Source organism: Brucella pituitosa (assembly GCF_965577835.1).
GTDB classification, from domain to species: Bacteria; Pseudomonadota; Alphaproteobacteria; order Rhizobiales; family Rhizobiaceae; genus Brucella; species Brucella pituitosa.
In genome coordinates this window covers 1,944,525-1,958,792 of sequence record NZ_OZ264092.1, presented here as the reverse complement: position 1 = coordinate 1,958,792, position 14,268 = coordinate 1,944,525, and the positions used below count along the sequence as shown (strand labels likewise).

Genomic DNA, 14,268 nt, shown 5'->3' with positions numbered 1-14,268 from the left:
GATTTCCTCGGAGAAAAGTTCGAGCAACAAATCAGGCATAATAATTACTCGCCCTCACGCTTGAGATTAAAACCACCGGCATCCGTCAACAGAAATGCTTCGCCGCACTGACGCGCGAGATTGCGCACGCGCAGAATATAGCTCTGGCGTTCAGTAACCGAGATCACGCCGCGCGCATCCATCAGATTGAAGACGTGGGATGCCTTGATGCACTGGTCATAGGCCGGGAACACGCATTTATGCAGCGAACCTTCGCCCGTGCTGCCTGCCTTCAGAATGGCTTCGCATTCGCGCTCTGCATCGATGAAGTGCTGATGCAGAATTTCGGTGTTCGCCATTTCAAAATTGTAGCGGGAATATTCCTGCTCGGCCTGCAAGAAAACATCACCATAGGTGAGCTTTTCGTCGCCTTCGAGACCATTGAAGTTCAGGTCATAGACATTGTCAACGCCCTGCACATACATTGCGAGGCGTTCAAGACCATAGGTCAGCTCACCCGCAACCGGCGAACATTCAATGCCGCAGACCTGCTGGAAATAAGTGAACTGCGACACTTCCATGCCGTCGCACCAACATTCCCAGCCAAGACCCCAAGCGCCAAGCGTTGGGCTTTCCCAGTCGTCTTCCACAAAGCGCACATCATGCAGGGTCGGATCAAGACCGATAGCGCGCAGCGAACCGAGATAAAGATCCTGAAGGTTCGGCGGCGATGGCTTGATGATCACCTGATACTGGTAATAGTGCTGCAAGCGGTTTGGATTTTCGCCATAGCGCCCATCCTTTGGGCGGCGCGATGGCTGCACATAGGCAGCTTTCCAAGGCTTTGGCCCGAGCGAACGCAGCGTCGTCGCCGGATGGAATGTACCCGCCCCCACTTCCATGTCGTAAGGCTGCAAAATAGCGCAACCATGTTCCGCCCAATAGTTATGGAGCGTCAGGATCAGGCCCTGAAAGGAACGGGTGGGATGCATATGTGCTGGCAACGTACTGGACACGGGGTCAGGCCTTGTTATTGAAATGATGGCCCGGTCTAATTTGTCCGTCACGCAGGGTCAAGCATGCGAGCCATTGCGCGCGGTAAAATCAACGCGCAATGGATGGTTTGTGCCTGGTCTGCGTTAGTTTGCAGCAGGTTTTTCTGTTTCAGGCTTTGTAGCGTCTGGCTTGGCAGCATCAGCTTGCGCAGGATTGGCTGGATCAGCAAGGCCCGACTTCAGCTTTTCCTCGATCTTGGCGAGTTCTTCCGGCTCCGGCTTACCTGCAATGGCATGGTTCCACTGGAACGTTGCCTCAAGCTGACGATCCGCACGCCAGTAAGCGTCACCAAGATGGTCATTGATCGTCGGATCTTCCGGGCGCAGCTTGACGGCTTTTTCAAGCTCCACGACTGCTTCCGGATAACGACCAAGCTGATAATAAGCCCAGCCGAGTGAATCGACGATATAGCCATCCTGTGGGCGCAACTCGACTGCCTTCTTGATCATCAGCAGCGCCTCATCGAGGTTCTCGCCGCGATCAACCCATGAATAGCCGAGATAGTTCAACACCTGTGGCTGGTCAGGATAAAGCTCCAGCGCCTTCTTGAAATTTGGCTCTGCCTGATCCCATTCCTTCAAACGCTCATGTGCGATGCCACGCTGATAGAAGACCGGCCAGTCCTTGCGTTCAGGTGACTTGATCTGCTCAACGGCCGCATCGTAGATTTTTGCGGCATCAGCAAAATTCTTGTCCTGTGCATAGACACCGCCCAGTGCCAGATAGGTACGAAGATCGGTCTTGTCGCGGTTGAGCAAGGTTTTCAACTGCTCAATCGCTTCGCCTGTCTTTTCATTTTCAGCGAGATTAAGCGCCCGCTGCATTTCTGCATCGCGCCTATAGGGCGACTTTTCAGGAACGCGACCGTAATATTCGACCGCCCTTTCAGGCTGGCGCAGCTTCGCCGAAATATCGCCAAGTTGATAAAGCGTAGCATCATTATCGGGACGCAATGGCAGTGACATTTGCAGATAAAGCTTGGCAAAAGCTTCCGCACCGCCACGGTTGATCGCAGTACCGAGCGTATAAAGCACTTCGCCCACACCCTGCTGCGGCGTCTCGATCAGGCGAGGATATTTCTGTCCAGCCTCGATCTTTTCGCGCATCTCGGTAATGGTCATGCGACCGTTCAGAAGCTCTTCAGCATCTTTCAGAATCTTGATCGCGCCATCCTTGTCACCCTGACGCAGCTTGAAGGAGGCATAGGCCATCACAATGCGTTCATAGGTATCAGGTGCAGCACTTCCGCCCGGACGGTCGTCAATCGCCTGCTGGTAATAGTTACGTGCATCCTGCTTGTCACCAGCGATGTCGGCAATCAGCGCCGCATTATAAATGCGGAACAGGCCATACCATTCAGGGCCGTTGATCTTCACGACGTCTGCAAGCGCGCGCTTCGGATTACCCTGCCCGACCTTAACCCATGCGCCCATGAGGCTGGTCGCAAGCTGATCCATATCGGACTGTATCGACAGCATCAGGAGTGGGCCAGTCTTGCGATACTGCTTCCTGGAAATGGCGTCGATTGCCAGAGCGACACGCGAAAAGCGTTCAATCTCAGGCTGATTCTTCAGCTCTTCCGCAAGCGGCAAAGCATCCTTGAAACGGCCTTCTGTCAGAAGTGCAAGAAGCAGGTTCTGTTTGATAATATCGTTGCCGGGGTCAAAGGCCATGGCCTGACGGTAGAAATCTACCGCAGCACCAATGTTGTTGTCGGCTTCTGCCGTGCGGGCTGCAAGATAGGCACCTGCAAACGAACCGGCGCGCACTTGCGACACAGGATCAGGATTGGTTTTAGCCATTGCCGCATTTGCTGGCAGCGCTACTCCCGCTAGAGCCAAGAGAAGCAATCCGTAAAGCGGACGACGTTTCAATCCCTGCCGCATAAAGCCCAGTCCTCTTTCCAATTCCGCATAAGTTCCCCTATTCAGAGGCACCTCAAGCATGGCCTTTTTGGGGTACACGCGCAAGAAAAGCATCCGTGATGGATGCTTTTCTTTTCATTGTGACTCCGCATGTCGTTATCCCGAAACCGCTTCCCACTTTCGGGCGACATGCTCAACAAAGCATCCCTAATGAATGCTTCGTCGTTGTTTAATCTTGGTTTTAATTAACGCGGCTGATGCAGAAATCGATCACTTCGATCAGTGCGTCTTTCTCAGGTGTTGCCTTGAGCGGCGCCAAGGCATCGCGGGCGATTTCACCGAAATGCCGCGCGCGCTGTACCGTATCGGCAATCGCACCGTGCTTCGTCATCAGACCAATGGCCTTTTCAAGTGACGCGTCGTCGCTGGCACCCTCTTCAATCGCGTGCTTCCAGAATGCGCGCTCTTCATCGCTACCCCGACGATAGCTCAGGATAACCGGCAAGGTGATCTTGCCTTCACGGAAATCGTCGCCTGTGTTCTTACCAAGATCGGCAGCCGAGCCACCATAATCCAGCGCATCGTCAACGAGCTGGAAGGCGAGGCCGAGATTGAGACCGTAGTCGCGCAGCGCTGCACGATCCGAGCGCTGTGCCTGAGCAATGATCGGACCGACCTCAGCAGCCGCTGAGAAAAGAGCGGCAGTCTTTGCCTTGATCACAGCGAGATATTCGTCTTCGGTGGTTTCCATGTTCTTGGCTGCAGCAAGCTGCATCACTTCACCTTCAGCGATAACCGAAGCGGAGGTTGCGAGAACATCGAGTGCATCAAGCGAACCAACGTCTACCATCATCTTGAAGGCCTGACCGAGCAGGAAGTCGCCAACCAGAACACTGGCCTGATTGCCCCAGATCATACGCGCCGTGCTTTTGCCGCGGCGCAAATCGCTTTCGTCAACCACATCATCATGCAGAAGCGTTGCCGTATGCATGAATTCAACTGAGGTTGCGAGACGGACATGACCGTCGCCTTCATAGCCAAACATGCGGGCTGCCGCGAGCGTCATCATAGGGCGCAGGCGCTTGCCACCAGATGAAATGAGATGGTTAGCCACTTCCGGGATCATCTCGACATCGGAACCTGCACGGGACAGGATCATTTCGTTCACGCGGCCCATATCGGCCTTCGTGAGATCGACCAGAGGCTGGACCGACCCTTCCTGTTTCTTTTTCCCGTCGAGATTCAAAACCACACCCAATGTCGTTACTCCTAGCTGCTGACCACACTATGTGTGCGGATCAGAATGCTCAAGACGCTTAAAAGCCCCCTGCACGCCCAAGCTTTTCATTCAGAGCCTGTTCACCATTGAAGGAAGCAGTTGTCAATGCGGTCTATTGATTACACATTGTCGAAATGATCGAACTTATGCGCACAAATGATTCCGTACTGCTGTCCGTCGCCGAAGCGCTGATGAAAGAGGCAGGTATCATCTATTTCATTGCCGACACCAATATGAGCATCCTCGAAGGTTCGCTTGGCATTATACCGCGGCGATTTCTGGTCGAAGAAGACAAGCTGGACGAAGCCCGGCGTTACCTCATCGACGCTGGCTTGGAACACGAATTAAAAGACCATGGCAAATAACATTTCCGAGCACCAGCCTTACACGGTCGATGAAACACTCGATGTGTTCCATCGTGGTGCATTTCACCTCGTACAGCCTGCCATGAAGGGACATCGCTCCGGCGTGGACGCGATGATTCTCGCAAGCAGCGTCCCGCAGGGTTTTTCAGGTCAGCTCGCTGATCTCGGTAGTGGCGCAGGTGCTGCCGGACTGGCTGTGGCCGCCCGTTGCAAGCATGCGCACGTCACACTTATTGAACGTTCTGGCTTCATGCTGAACTTCGCGCATAAAAGCGTCAGCCATCCACTGAATGCAGCCTTGCTTGATCGCGTCGATATTCTCGAAGCAGATGTCTCGCTGACTGGAAAGGCACGCGCTGCCGCTGGCCTCGTCGATGATAGTTTCGACTTTGTCATCATGAACCCACCTTTCAATGAAGCCAGTGACCGCTCCACGCCCGACCCCGTAAAGGCCGAAGCGCATGTCATGCCTGCAGGCATGTTTGATCAGTGGTTACGCACCGCATCGGCAATCCTTCGGCCAGGCGGTAGCGTGTCTATTATTGCGCGTCCGGGTTCACTCGCCTCGATATTAGAAGCTCTGACGGGTCGTTTTGGTGGAGTGAAAATCATTCCGGTACTGCCGCGTCCCGACAGTGCGGCCATCCGCATTGTGATTATGGGCATTCGTGGCAGCCGTGCAGGACTTTCGCTGATGCCTGCACTCATCCTTCATGGCGATGAAGGCAATGATTTCACGGAGCGCGCCACCGCCATCAATAACGGGCAGACTTCGCTGCTTTAAAATTTGCCGCACAGAAGCGAGGCATTCATGGAAATCAGACCAGTCAGAATCGATGATGCCGATGGCATGAGCAAGGTGCTTAAAGAAATTATCGACGCGACCGGACGTGAGCGCAAATATGACCGCGATCATGTCATCGAACTCTATATTGCCGACCCCAACCGTATAGAATGTTACGTGGCGGTTGTTGATGGCGAAGTATTGGGGTTTCAGTCGCTGAAACATGCAACCGAGGGCAATTCTTACGGCGTTGCTGTCGGATGGGGCATTATCGGAACCCATGTCAGCCCACGTGCTGCCCGTAAAGGCTTGGGTTCCGCGTTGTTTGCCGCAACACGCCAAGCTGCAAAAGGTGCCAGGATCACCGATATTGACGCAAGTATCGGCGACGACAACGATATGGGGCTCGCTTATTACGAAGCGATGGGATTTCGCACCTACCGAACCTCACCGGGCCGGATCTGCAAACAATATAAAGTGGAAAATTGAGGACATGCTGCTGATCGTCGGAACCGTGCGACTGCCCGCTGAAAAATTAGAAGACGCACGCCTTGTAATGCAGCGCATGATCCAAGCAAGTCGTGCGGAAAGTGGCTGCATTGAATATTCATATGCTCAGGACATTCTTGATCCCAGCCTCATCCATGTAAAAGAACTCTGGCAAGACCGGGTTTCACTGGACAAACATTTCACTTCTGGCCACATAGCAGACTGGCGTTCCGAGTGGCCACGACTGGGCATAACGGATCGTAATCTCATGCTCTACGATGTAGACGCTCCGGAAATAACCTGAAAAGAAATCAATGACGCCCAATCCGAAGCCCGTTCGCCCCGTTTCCATCATGCGCCGCTTTCTTGATAGTGAATCGGCCGGTGGCATCGTCCTTATGTTCTCTGCGGCCCTTGCACTCATCGTTGCGAATTCACCTTTCTCAAAGGCTTATTTCGACGCTTTGCATTTCTACATCGGACCGCTCAGTCTTGCGCATTGGATCAATGATGCGCTGATGGCTATCTTCTTCCTGCTGGTCGGGCTTGAGATCAAGCGTGAGTTTCTCGATGGTCAGCTTGCAAGCTGGCCCAATCGCATGTTGCCGGGGATTGCTGCTGCGGGTGGCGTTATTCTGCCTGCGCTGATCTTTGTCGCATTCAACTATGGCGACCCTGAAAAAGTGCACGGCTGGGCTGTACCATCTGCCACCGACATCGCATTTGCACTCGGCGTTTTATCGCTGCTGGGTTCGCGCGTGCCTTCGAGCCTCAAAGTCTTTCTGGCAACGCTTGCGATTCTCGATGATCTGGCGGCTGTTGTCATCATTGCTATTTTCTACACTGCCGAAATTTCCATGCCTTATCTTGGTGCGGCATTCGCAACGGCTGCGGTGATGTTTGCAATGAACCGACTTGGTGTAGCCAAGTTACTGCCTTACCTCATCGGTGCGGCGGTGTTGTGGTTCTTCGTGCTCAATTCCGGTGTCCATGCGACGGTTGCGGGGGTTGTGGCAGCACTTATGATCCCGCTCAAGCCCGCCAAGGCGAAGCCAGACGATATGAGCTCACCGCTCCATATCCTCGAACATGCATTGGCAAAGCCGGTTGCCTTCTTCATCGTGCCCGTTTTTGGCTTTGCCAATGCGGGTATTTCCTTTGCCGGGATGAGCCCTTCCATCATCTTTGATACGCTGCCGCTCGGCATCATGCTTGGCCTGTTTGTCGGCAAGCAGATAGGCGTGTTTGGCGCAGCCTGGCTTGCGATCAAATCAGGGCTGGCACAAAAACCAATGGGCGCAAGCTGGGCTCAGCTTTATGGTGTCGCCGTCTTGTGCGGTATCGGCTTCACGATGAGTATCTTCATCGGTCTTTTGTCGTTCCCGTCGGAACTGTTGCAAGCGGAAACGAAAATCGGGGTTCTCACAGGCTCCGCCTTGTCAGCAATATGTGGCTACATACTGCTTAGAATGCTGGCAAAGCCGAAAAAGTGATACGCGATGAATGCCCGGAACACTTTTCCGGGCATTTCTCTTTGTATTTCCAAGATTGATTTCTACATTTGAATGAAGAAGCTTTTTCAACTGGAGTTTGATTTGTCCGGAATATTGACCCGTTTCATTCCGCGCCGTTTTCGCAAAAAAGAAATTGAGATCCCTGTTGTGCGCCTGCATGGCGCCATCATGACTGGCGGCTCGTCTTTCCGGCCGGCACTCTCGCTTGCCACCGCAGCAGGCGTTCTGGAAAAGGCGTTCACCGACAAGGAAACACCGGCGGTTGCGATTTCTGTCAACTCACCCGGAGGCTCTCCGGTTCAGTCGCGTCTTATTTATCGACGCATCCGCGATTTAGCCGATGAACATCAGAAACGTGTCTTCATTTTCGTCGAGGATGCCGCCGCATCAGGCGGTTATATGATCGCGCTTGCAGGCGACGAAATCATTGCAGACCCCTCTTCGATTGTCGGCTCCATCGGCGTTGTTTCGGCATCCTTCGGCTTCCCGGAACTGCTCAAAAAGATCGGTGTTGAGCGTCGCGTTTATACCGCCGGACAGAATAAAGCCGTGCTCGACCCATTTCAGCCGGAGAAAAAGGCAGATATTGATCGCTTGAAAAAGCTTCAGCTTGAAATCCATGAGACCTTTATTGACATGGTCAAGGAACGTCGCGGAAGCAAGCTTACAAATGACCCCGATCTTTTCACCGGCATGTTCTGGACCGGTATAAAGGCCAGGGAAATTGGTCTTATTGACGGGATTGGTGATATGCGCAGCTTTTTGCGCAAGACTTATGGGGACAAGGTGAAGCTCAAACTCATAGAGCCAAAGCGCGGGTTGCTTGGACGCAAGGCACCGGGTGTCGAGATGAGCCTCGGTCTGGGACTTGACCCGACCAGCATTGCCACCAGTCTTGGTGAGGGTTTACTGTCGGCTGCCGAAGAAAAAGCGCTCTGGGCACGATATGGGCTTTGAATTCCATCGTTTCACCATGATATGATGCATAATTGGGTGGATCAGTGTTATGCTATTCGCCAAGACTTTTCCCTGCGTGGTCCCGAGATGGCAATTTCGGGATCTTGTGCAAGCCTGAGGACTAGAGGCCATGCCCCAGCTTATTTTTCTGCTGTTGATCATCGCTGCCGCCTGGTACGGCTACCGTTCCTTCAAACGCGAAGCGGTACGCGTTACCCAGCGCGTGCGCCGGGCAGAAAAAGAAGCGCAGAACCGCGCTCATGGCACGCTCGTTCAGGATCCTAAGACCGGCGAATATTACGTCAAAAAAGATTAGAGCCGTTCCAGTTAAGACTGAATCATTGGAACCGCTCTATCTATTTGTTTTGGCGCATTATCCAACGCAAAACCGCTACGCACTTTTGCTGGAAATGCTTTAATCCTGCTTTTTCTGAATGCATCGTTTTACTGAGGCCGCCGCTCTGGTTCGTCATCCTGTTCATCGTGTGGCACCGGCCAAGATTAATCTCGCGCTGCATGTAACAGGGCGCCGAGATGACGGTTATCATCTGCTCGACATGCTGGTGGTGTTCGCCGATTATGGCGACCGCATAAGCGTTGAAGAAGCGCATCATGACAGTTTCAGCATCGATGGGCGCTTTGCTCAGGGCATACCGCTTGATAGCGGCAATCTGGCCATCAGGGCCCGCGATGTTTTAAAGCAATATGCAGGTCGCGATCTCACGCCCGTTGCAATACATCTTGAAAAGAACCTGCCAGTAGCTTCTGGCATCGGCGGCGGCTCAAGCGACGCAGCAGCAACACTTCTTGCGCTCAATGAAATCTGGCAGCTTGGTCTCGACTTAGACACACTGACGGAACTTGGCCTCAAGCTCGGTGCTGACCTTCCTATGTGTTTGCATGGCGCGGCTGTTGGCACTCCACTCGTTGCGCGCGGCATTGGTGAACACCTGACTACGGTCGCGCAAATACCCCCTCTTCCCTTGCTGCTTGTTAATGATGGCACGGCCGTTGCCACGCCCGATGTCTTCAGGGCATTGACAAAGCGCGACAACCCTTCCCTCCCGTCGCCTTCAGAAAGCGGCATAGAAACAATCTGCGCCTACCTCGGCTCAACCCGCAACGATCTCCTGCCAGCAGCCCTGACGCTTGCTCCACAAATCGAGAATAAGCTCGATCTATTGCGTATGCAGGGCGCACTTTTTGCGCAGATGTCGGGCTCGGGTGCGACGTGCTTTGCCATCTTCAAAGACCGGCAAAGTGCAGATGATGCGGCTTCCAAAATTCAGGCGCAAAAGCCTGACTGGTTTGTGGTTTCCACCCAAACAACGGCATCGTAATTCCGGCGTCAGATAGCCATTTTTCGGCCTCATACTGTTCACATATACTTGAATAAATCGTGTCATATTGGGCATTCAGCCCGCCTCAAGGCTTTATTGTTCACACCTTGCGATACATTCTGTGAACCATATGCTGTCTAGGCGCTGCCGATGGAAAGGCCTATCTCTTGCTCATCGAAACGACGAACACACCGTCGCTTCACACAAACCAAGGAGATAGAAAATGAAAAAGTTTGCTCTTGCTGCCGTAGCCGTCGCCCTTAGCGCCGGTGCAGCACTCGCTGAAAATCCACATGTTGGTGAACCTGCCGATCTTTATGCAAATGATCGCACGCCAGTTGCAACCCAGCAGGTTGATAACACTGCAACCGCTTCCATCGGCCAGTCGTCGTTCCAGGATGGTTCGGCTCATCGCTTCGGTGATGCATCGCCTTCGAGCTTCCAGAACTAATATCGGCGGAAGCAGGTCCAATACAAAAAGGCGAAGTCTCTTCAGGCTCCGCCTTTTGTTGTTTGTGGGGGTATAATGATTTGCGGCAACCGAACAGGCTTCAACTGGCGCGGTAAGCCTTCCAGCTCAAGCCCATTCGATGGCAACGAGCCAAGCGCTTCAAGCCTCACGAGCAAACCAGAGTCCAAAGATGGCTTGCGTGCAAAGAGTTTGCCCAGCAATCCCAAACGCGCCTCTTGCTGCAAAGTAAACCTGGCCGGACCCCAACTTTCTCCCATGTGGCGACGCACAGCTTCTTCCCAGCCGTCTGCCAATATTGCCCCGGGTTGCAAAATCAACAGCCACTCCGTTCGTAACGCATCAAGCGCCTCGGTCAGCTCATCCTCGTTATAAAGAGCACAGCCTGCTCCTTCTGCCACCAGCCTTGTCTCATCGGTCGAGCCTTGATCGACCACAACAACGCGACGCAAAAGCCCTTCGACCACTGCTGGCACCAATGCCGACAACGTGTTCGCCAAAAGCTTTTCAGAATTTAGAGTGACGATAAGAACGGAAAGCATGATCCGTTCTATATCAAGACCTCGTGATCGAAAAGCTGTCTTCCTGTATGTTCTTGCTTTGTTCCTTTCTTTGCGATAGGAATAGATTCATCAACAAGAGAGTCGGTTATGGAAATCATCCAGCAGGCAGATAAAGCAGCATTCGGAACAGGGCGCGCGGAACACGCCAATGCGCTCGTGAGCGAGGCAGGCCTGCGCATTGACCATTCACGTCGTCGCGGGCGCGGCGCTGGCATCAATCCCACAGGGCGATTTGAACCCACCACACGACATGAATTTGACGATGGATGGGAGACGCTTGAAGACCTTCCACCCTTCAAGACAGATGTTCAGGTTGAAAAGCCGCGTACCATCATCACACGCAATGATTCACCTGACATCAGCTTTGATCGGTCCATCAATCCCTATCGCGGTTGTGAGCATGGCTGCATCTATTGCTTTGCGCGGCCAACGCATAGCTATATGGGGCTCTCGGCGGGCCTTGATTTCGAAGCCCGGCTATTCGCCAAGCCCGATGCGCCACGCTTGCTTGAACGGGAACTGGCAAAGCCCGGTTATCAGCCAAAGACCATAGCCATTGGCACCAATACCGACCCTTATCAGCCTATAGAGAGAAAATGGCGCGTCATGCGCGAGGTTCTCGAAGTACTGGAAGCTGCCAACCATCCGGTAGGCATCGTGACCAAGTCGGCACTGGTGGTGCGCGATATAGATATATTGAGCCGCATGGCAGAAAAGGGCCTTGCAAAGGTCGCGCTTTCAGTCACCACGCTTGACGCCAATCTTGCCCGCACGATGGAGCCACGCGCATCGACGCCGACCCTGCGCTTGCAGGCTATTCGTAAGCTCACTGATGCTGGCATTCCGACCAATGTGATGATGGGGCCGATCATTCCCGGCATCAACGATCATGAAATTGAGCGCATTCTGGATGCCGCCTATGCGCAAGGCGCACGCGAAGCAGGCTACGTCCTCTTGCGTCTGCCGTTGGAAGTAGCGCCTTTGTTCAAAGACTGGCTCTTGCGCAACTATCCCGATCGTTATCGCCATGTCATGTCGCTTGTGCGTTCCATGCGTGATGGCAAGGATTATGATGCCGAATGGGGCAAGCGCATGCGTGGAACTGGGCCTTATGCCTGGCAGATCGGTCGCCGCTTTGAGATTGCCGCACGCAAGCTCGGCTTCAATTCCAGACGGCTTCATCTTCGGACAGATCTGTTTGAGCCGGTCGAAAAGGGTGGCAAGCAGCTTTCGCTTTTTTAAGTTTGCGCGCTCACCGTCTCGAACGCGAGCAGTTTGCATGAGTTACGCGTTGCGTATTCAATCCCCGTCTGATGTCCATTTCAGACGGAAGGTCCCTGCTTTTACGCCACCTTCCTCGGCAGGGACCTTGCGGAGAACCAGAAGCAATGCGAGCATTGCCGCCAAATGAAACGCTTGTCTTCTGATTCTCCGCTCCTTTTTGACATCCCGCTCGCACCGGACTTCTCGGAAGAGAAGAAACATCTGGCGCGCGGACTTCTTCATATTGCAGGCATCGACGAAGCAGGTCGTGGGCCTTTGGCCGGTCCTGTGGTGGCGGCGGCTGTGGTGCTTGATCCCAATGATTTGCCTGAAGGACTGGATGACTCCAAGCGGCTTAAGGCTGCCAAACGCGACGCCCTCTACGAAATCATTCTTGCCAAGGCATTGACCGTCTCAGTCGCGAGCTTAAGTGCGCGCAGCATTGACGCCAGCGACATTCGAAAGGCCGCGCTTGAGGCCATGCGTCGCTCATTTATGGGGCTTACCCTCAAACCTTGCCATGCGTTAATCGATGGACGCGATGTACCGCCCGGCTTGACCTGCCCCGGCTCTGCTTTGGTGAAAGGCGATCAGCGCTCAATTTCCATCGCTGCCGCCTCCATCGTGGCTAAGGTCACGCGTGATCGCATGATGGTCCGGGCAGGCAATGCCCATCCTCCCTACGGACTGGAAGTTCATGCGGGTTACGGAACCGTCAAGCATCGGACTGCCATTGAGACAGACGGCCCTGTACCCGGCATTCATCGCTACACATTCGCACCGATCAAAGGGCGCTTTTCCTGCTAACACTTCGGTCTGAACCGAAGCATGTGCGAGCAGCGGACTGCTAGAGAGCAGTACAACCGCTTAAACATGCAGGAAAAGATGAGCCATAAAACCAATATCGTCGTCGAACTAGGATTGCTGTTGTTACTGGCCGCTCTTTGGGGTGCATCCTACAGCTTCATTAAAATCGGCGTGACTACGATCCCACCTATTACCCTCATCGCCGCCAGAACCTTGATCGCAGGATTGATATTAATTGTCATAATCAGGCTGCGCGGTCTGAGGCTGCCAACCGACGTGCTGACCTGGAAATACTTTCTGGTTCAGGCCTGCCTGAACAGCGTCGTACCATTCACCGCAATTGCATGGGCGGAACAGACGACGGAAGCAGGCCTTGCTGCAATCCTCAACTCAACAACACCGATCTTTACATTTCTCATCACGCTTCTGATCACACGCCACGAAGCTGTAACCAGCCGCAGGCTATTCGGCGTTGCAGCAGGCCTTGCGGGCACCTGCCTCATTATAGGTGTGCAGGCGCTTACCGGATTGGGCAATGAATTATGGGCGCAGCTCGCAATTATCGCTGCCACCATCTGCTACGCAGGCGCCGCAATCTTTGGCCGGAATTTCAAAAGTCTTGATCCGATGCTGCCAGCCGCAGGCTCTCTCATCAGTGGCGCGATTATTCTGATCCCATTGAGCCTCATCATCGACCAACCATGGACTCTGACACCCAGCGCTAACTCAGTATTCGCATTGCTCGGCCTTGCGGTGTTTTCAACGGCGGCTGCTTTCACAATCTATTTTCGGCTCATCCACACATTGGGGTCTGTTGGCACCACAGCGCAAGCCTACCTCCGCGTTCCCATTGGTGTCGGTATCGGTGCGATCTTTCTCGGAGAGAGGCTGACATCAACTGCGTGGCTGGGTCTGGCTTTCGTCATCATAGGTGTCATCGCGATGACGCTGCCACCGAAACAGGAACCCTGAAATTTGGTAGGCTCCCCAAATACCATAAACAAAAAACGCCGCCCTTTTGAGGCGGCGTTTTCAAAATTCAATGACTACTGCAGTTAGTTCAGATTGCTCTTAACCTGACCAAGCGCATCCTTGAACAGGGTGCCTGCAACCTTGGCGTCAACCTTGTCAGCAACGATCTTGCCAGCAGCAGCGACAGCCAAATCAACAGCCGAAGCACGGACTGCATTGATTGCATCGGTTTCAGCGGTTGCAATCTTCTGCTCAGCAAGCTTGTTGCGACGAACAACATATTCCTCGGTCGCACGCTTGGCATCTTCAAGAAGAGCCTTTGCTTCGCGCTCTGCAGCAGCGACAATGTCGCCAGCTTCTTTTTCCGCTTCCTTGCGCTTGCGATGATATTCAGCAAGAAGCTGCTGGGCTTCTTCGCGCAGGGTGCGGGCTTCTTCGAGTTCCTTCTTGATGTTTTCGGCGCGCTCATCGAGCGAGCGACCGATCATGCCCGGAACCTTCAGGTAAACAATCAGTGCAATGAAGAGAAGAAGAGCAATAAATGCCCAAAATGTTGAATCCATTTT

General features: G+C 53.6%; 17 protein-coding genes. 12 read left to right on the top strand and 5 right to left on the bottom strand.

The window, feature by feature from the left end; translation table 11 throughout:
* Positions 1 to 44 precede the first annotated feature (44 nt).
* The 3 genes from ACSME1_RS09370 to ACSME1_RS09360 form a co-directional block, all read right to left on the bottom strand.
* Positions 45 to 971, bottom strand: coding sequence for a glycine--tRNA ligase subunit alpha (locus ACSME1_RS09370; RefSeq protein ID WP_036566691.1), 927 nt, complete (start codon positions 969 to 971; stop codon positions 45 to 47).
* A gap of 147 nt (positions 972 to 1,118) precedes the next feature.
* Positions 1,119 to 2,921, bottom strand: a complete 1,803-nt coding sequence (locus ACSME1_RS09365; RefSeq protein WP_024896128.1) for a tetratricopeptide repeat protein — start codon at positions 2,919 to 2,921, stop codon at positions 1,119 to 1,121.
* Positions 2,922 to 3,141: 220 nt separating this feature from the next.
* Positions 3,142 to 4,158: a polyprenyl synthetase family protein gene (locus ACSME1_RS09360; protein WP_024896127.1), complete on the bottom strand. Its 1,017-nt coding sequence runs from the start codon at positions 4,156 to 4,158 to the stop codon at positions 3,142 to 3,144.
* 155 nt (positions 4,159 to 4,313) lie between these two features.
* On the opposite strand from ACSME1_RS09360, the gene ACSME1_RS09355 reads away from it, so the two are divergent.
* From ACSME1_RS09355 to ACSME1_RS09315, 9 genes are all read left to right on the top strand, one after another.
* Entirely contained in the window at positions 4,314 to 4,544 is a 231-nt protein-coding gene (locus tag ACSME1_RS09355) for a DUF2007 domain-containing protein (RefSeq protein ID WP_024896126.1), read from the top strand.
* Positions 4,534 to 5,328, top strand: a complete 795-nt coding sequence (locus tag ACSME1_RS09350) for a tRNA1(Val) (adenine(37)-N6)-methyltransferase (protein ID WP_051514712.1) — start codon at positions 4,534 to 4,536, stop codon at positions 5,326 to 5,328. Before ACSME1_RS09355 ends, ACSME1_RS09350 begins: the two co-directional genes overlap by 11 nt.
* Positions 5,329 to 5,355: 27 nt before the next feature.
* Positions 5,356 to 5,817 (top strand): GNAT family N-acetyltransferase, encoded by a 462-nt coding sequence (locus ACSME1_RS09345; RefSeq protein WP_036566688.1) that lies wholly within the window; start codon positions 5,356 to 5,358, stop codon positions 5,815 to 5,817.
* Positions 5,818 to 5,821: 4 nt separating this feature from the next.
* Complete coding sequence (locus tag ACSME1_RS09340; protein WP_024896123.1) at positions 5,822 to 6,121, top strand: putative quinol monooxygenase; 300 nt, start codon at positions 5,822 to 5,824, stop codon at positions 6,119 to 6,121.
* A gap of 10 nt (positions 6,122 to 6,131) precedes the next feature.
* Positions 6,132 to 7,310 carry a Na+/H+ antiporter NhaA gene (nhaA, locus tag ACSME1_RS09335; protein WP_036566685.1) on the top strand — a complete coding sequence of 393 codons (1,179 nt, stop codon included), beginning with the start codon at positions 6,132 to 6,134 and terminating at the stop codon, positions 7,308 to 7,310.
* Between the two features lie 102 nt (positions 7,311 to 7,412).
* A complete protein-coding gene (locus ACSME1_RS09330; RefSeq protein WP_036566713.1) occupies positions 7,413 to 8,288 on the top strand; it encodes a S49 family peptidase in 876 nt (291 codons plus the stop codon).
* A 130-nt stretch (positions 8,289 to 8,418) separates the two neighbouring features.
* Positions 8,419 to 8,604, top strand: coding sequence for a membrane protein (locus ACSME1_RS09325; protein ID WP_024896122.1), 186 nt, complete (start codon positions 8,419 to 8,421; stop codon positions 8,602 to 8,604).
* Between the two features lie 118 nt (positions 8,605 to 8,722).
* The gene (locus ACSME1_RS09320; RefSeq protein ID WP_024896121.1) at positions 8,723 to 9,628 is read left to right on the top strand and encodes a 4-(cytidine 5'-diphospho)-2-C-methyl-D-erythritol kinase; all 906 of its coding nucleotides are present in this window, start codon (positions 8,723 to 8,725) and stop codon (positions 9,626 to 9,628) included.
* 223 nt (positions 9,629 to 9,851) lie between these two features.
* On the top strand, positions 9,852 to 10,079 hold the full coding sequence (locus ACSME1_RS09315; protein WP_024896120.1) for a hypothetical protein: 228 nt from the start codon (positions 9,852 to 9,854) through the stop codon (positions 10,077 to 10,079).
* Positions 10,080 to 10,120: 41 nt separating this feature from the next.
* Here the strand turns inward: ACSME1_RS09315 and ACSME1_RS09310 are convergent, their stop codons facing one another.
* Entirely contained in the window at positions 10,121 to 10,639 is a 519-nt protein-coding gene (locus tag ACSME1_RS09310; protein ID WP_024896119.1) for a glycosyltransferase, read from the bottom strand.
* A 108-nt stretch (positions 10,640 to 10,747) separates the two neighbouring features.
* Here ACSME1_RS09310 and ACSME1_RS09305 point away from each other — a divergent pair, with 108 nt between their 5' ends.
* The 3 genes from ACSME1_RS09305 to ACSME1_RS09295 all read left to right on the top strand — a co-directional run bounded on the left by ACSME1_RS09305 (position 10,748) and on the right by ACSME1_RS09295 (position 13,702).
* Positions 10,748 to 11,902 (top strand): PA0069 family radical SAM protein, encoded by a 1,155-nt coding sequence (locus tag ACSME1_RS09305; protein WP_024896118.1) that lies wholly within the window; start codon positions 10,748 to 10,750, stop codon positions 11,900 to 11,902.
* Between the two features lie 165 nt (positions 11,903 to 12,067).
* Positions 12,068 to 12,730, top strand: a complete 663-nt coding sequence (locus tag ACSME1_RS09300; protein WP_036566682.1) for a ribonuclease HII — start codon at positions 12,068 to 12,070, stop codon at positions 12,728 to 12,730.
* A gap of 78 nt (positions 12,731 to 12,808) precedes the next feature.
* Positions 12,809 to 13,702, top strand: coding sequence for a DMT family transporter (locus ACSME1_RS09295; protein ID WP_105534762.1), 894 nt, complete (start codon positions 12,809 to 12,811; stop codon positions 13,700 to 13,702).
* 83 nt (positions 13,703 to 13,785) lie between these two features.
* Here ACSME1_RS09295 and ACSME1_RS09290 read toward each other — a convergent pair whose 3' ends face one another.
* A complete protein-coding gene (locus ACSME1_RS09290; protein ID WP_024896115.1) occupies positions 13,786 to 14,265 on the bottom strand; it encodes a F0F1 ATP synthase subunit B in 480 nt (159 codons plus the stop codon).
* Between the last annotated feature and the right edge of the window lie 3 nt (positions 14,266 to 14,268).

Bases quoted from the DNA above. Each gene is read 5' to 3' on its own strand.
- ACSME1_RS09370 (WP_036566691.1), bottom strand. From the start codon at position 971: ATGCATCCCACCCGTTCCTTTCAGGGCCTGATCCTGACGCTCCATAAC.
- ACSME1_RS09365 (WP_024896128.1), bottom strand. From the start codon at position 2,921: ATGCGGCAGGGATTGAAACGTCGTCCGCTTTACGGATTGCTTCTCTTG.
- ACSME1_RS09355 (WP_024896126.1), top strand. From the start codon at position 4,314: ATGATCGAACTTATGCGCACAAATGATTCCGTACTGCTGTCCGTCGCC.
- ACSME1_RS09350 (WP_051514712.1), top strand. From the start codon at position 4,534: ATGGCAAATAACATTTCCGAGCACCAGCCTTACACGGTCGATGAAACA.
- ACSME1_RS09345 (WP_036566688.1), top strand. From the start codon at position 5,356: ATGGAAATCAGACCAGTCAGAATCGATGATGCCGATGGCATGAGCAAG.
- ACSME1_RS09340 (WP_024896123.1), top strand. From the start codon at position 5,822: ATGCTGCTGATCGTCGGAACCGTGCGACTGCCCGCTGAAAAATTAGAA.
- nhaA (WP_036566685.1), top strand. From the start codon at position 6,132: ATGACGCCCAATCCGAAGCCCGTTCGCCCCGTTTCCATCATGCGCCGC.
- ACSME1_RS09325 (WP_024896122.1), top strand. From the start codon at position 8,419: ATGCCCCAGCTTATTTTTCTGCTGTTGATCATCGCTGCCGCCTGGTAC.
- ACSME1_RS09320 (WP_024896121.1), top strand. From the start codon at position 8,723: ATGCATCGTTTTACTGAGGCCGCCGCTCTGGTTCGTCATCCTGTTCAT.
- ACSME1_RS09315 (WP_024896120.1), top strand. From the start codon at position 9,852: ATGAAAAAGTTTGCTCTTGCTGCCGTAGCCGTCGCCCTTAGCGCCGGT.
- ACSME1_RS09310 (WP_024896119.1), bottom strand. From the start codon at position 10,639: ATGCTTTCCGTTCTTATCGTCACTCTAAATTCTGAAAAGCTTTTGGCG.
- ACSME1_RS09305 (WP_024896118.1), top strand. From the start codon at position 10,748: ATGGAAATCATCCAGCAGGCAGATAAAGCAGCATTCGGAACAGGGCGC.
- ACSME1_RS09300 (WP_036566682.1), top strand. From the start codon at position 12,068: ATGAAACGCTTGTCTTCTGATTCTCCGCTCCTTTTTGACATCCCGCTC.
- ACSME1_RS09295 (WP_105534762.1), top strand. From the start codon at position 12,809: ATGAGCCATAAAACCAATATCGTCGTCGAACTAGGATTGCTGTTGTTA.
- ACSME1_RS09290 (WP_024896115.1), bottom strand. From the start codon at position 14,265: ATGGATTCAACATTTTGGGCATTTATTGCTCTTCTTCTCTTCATTGCA.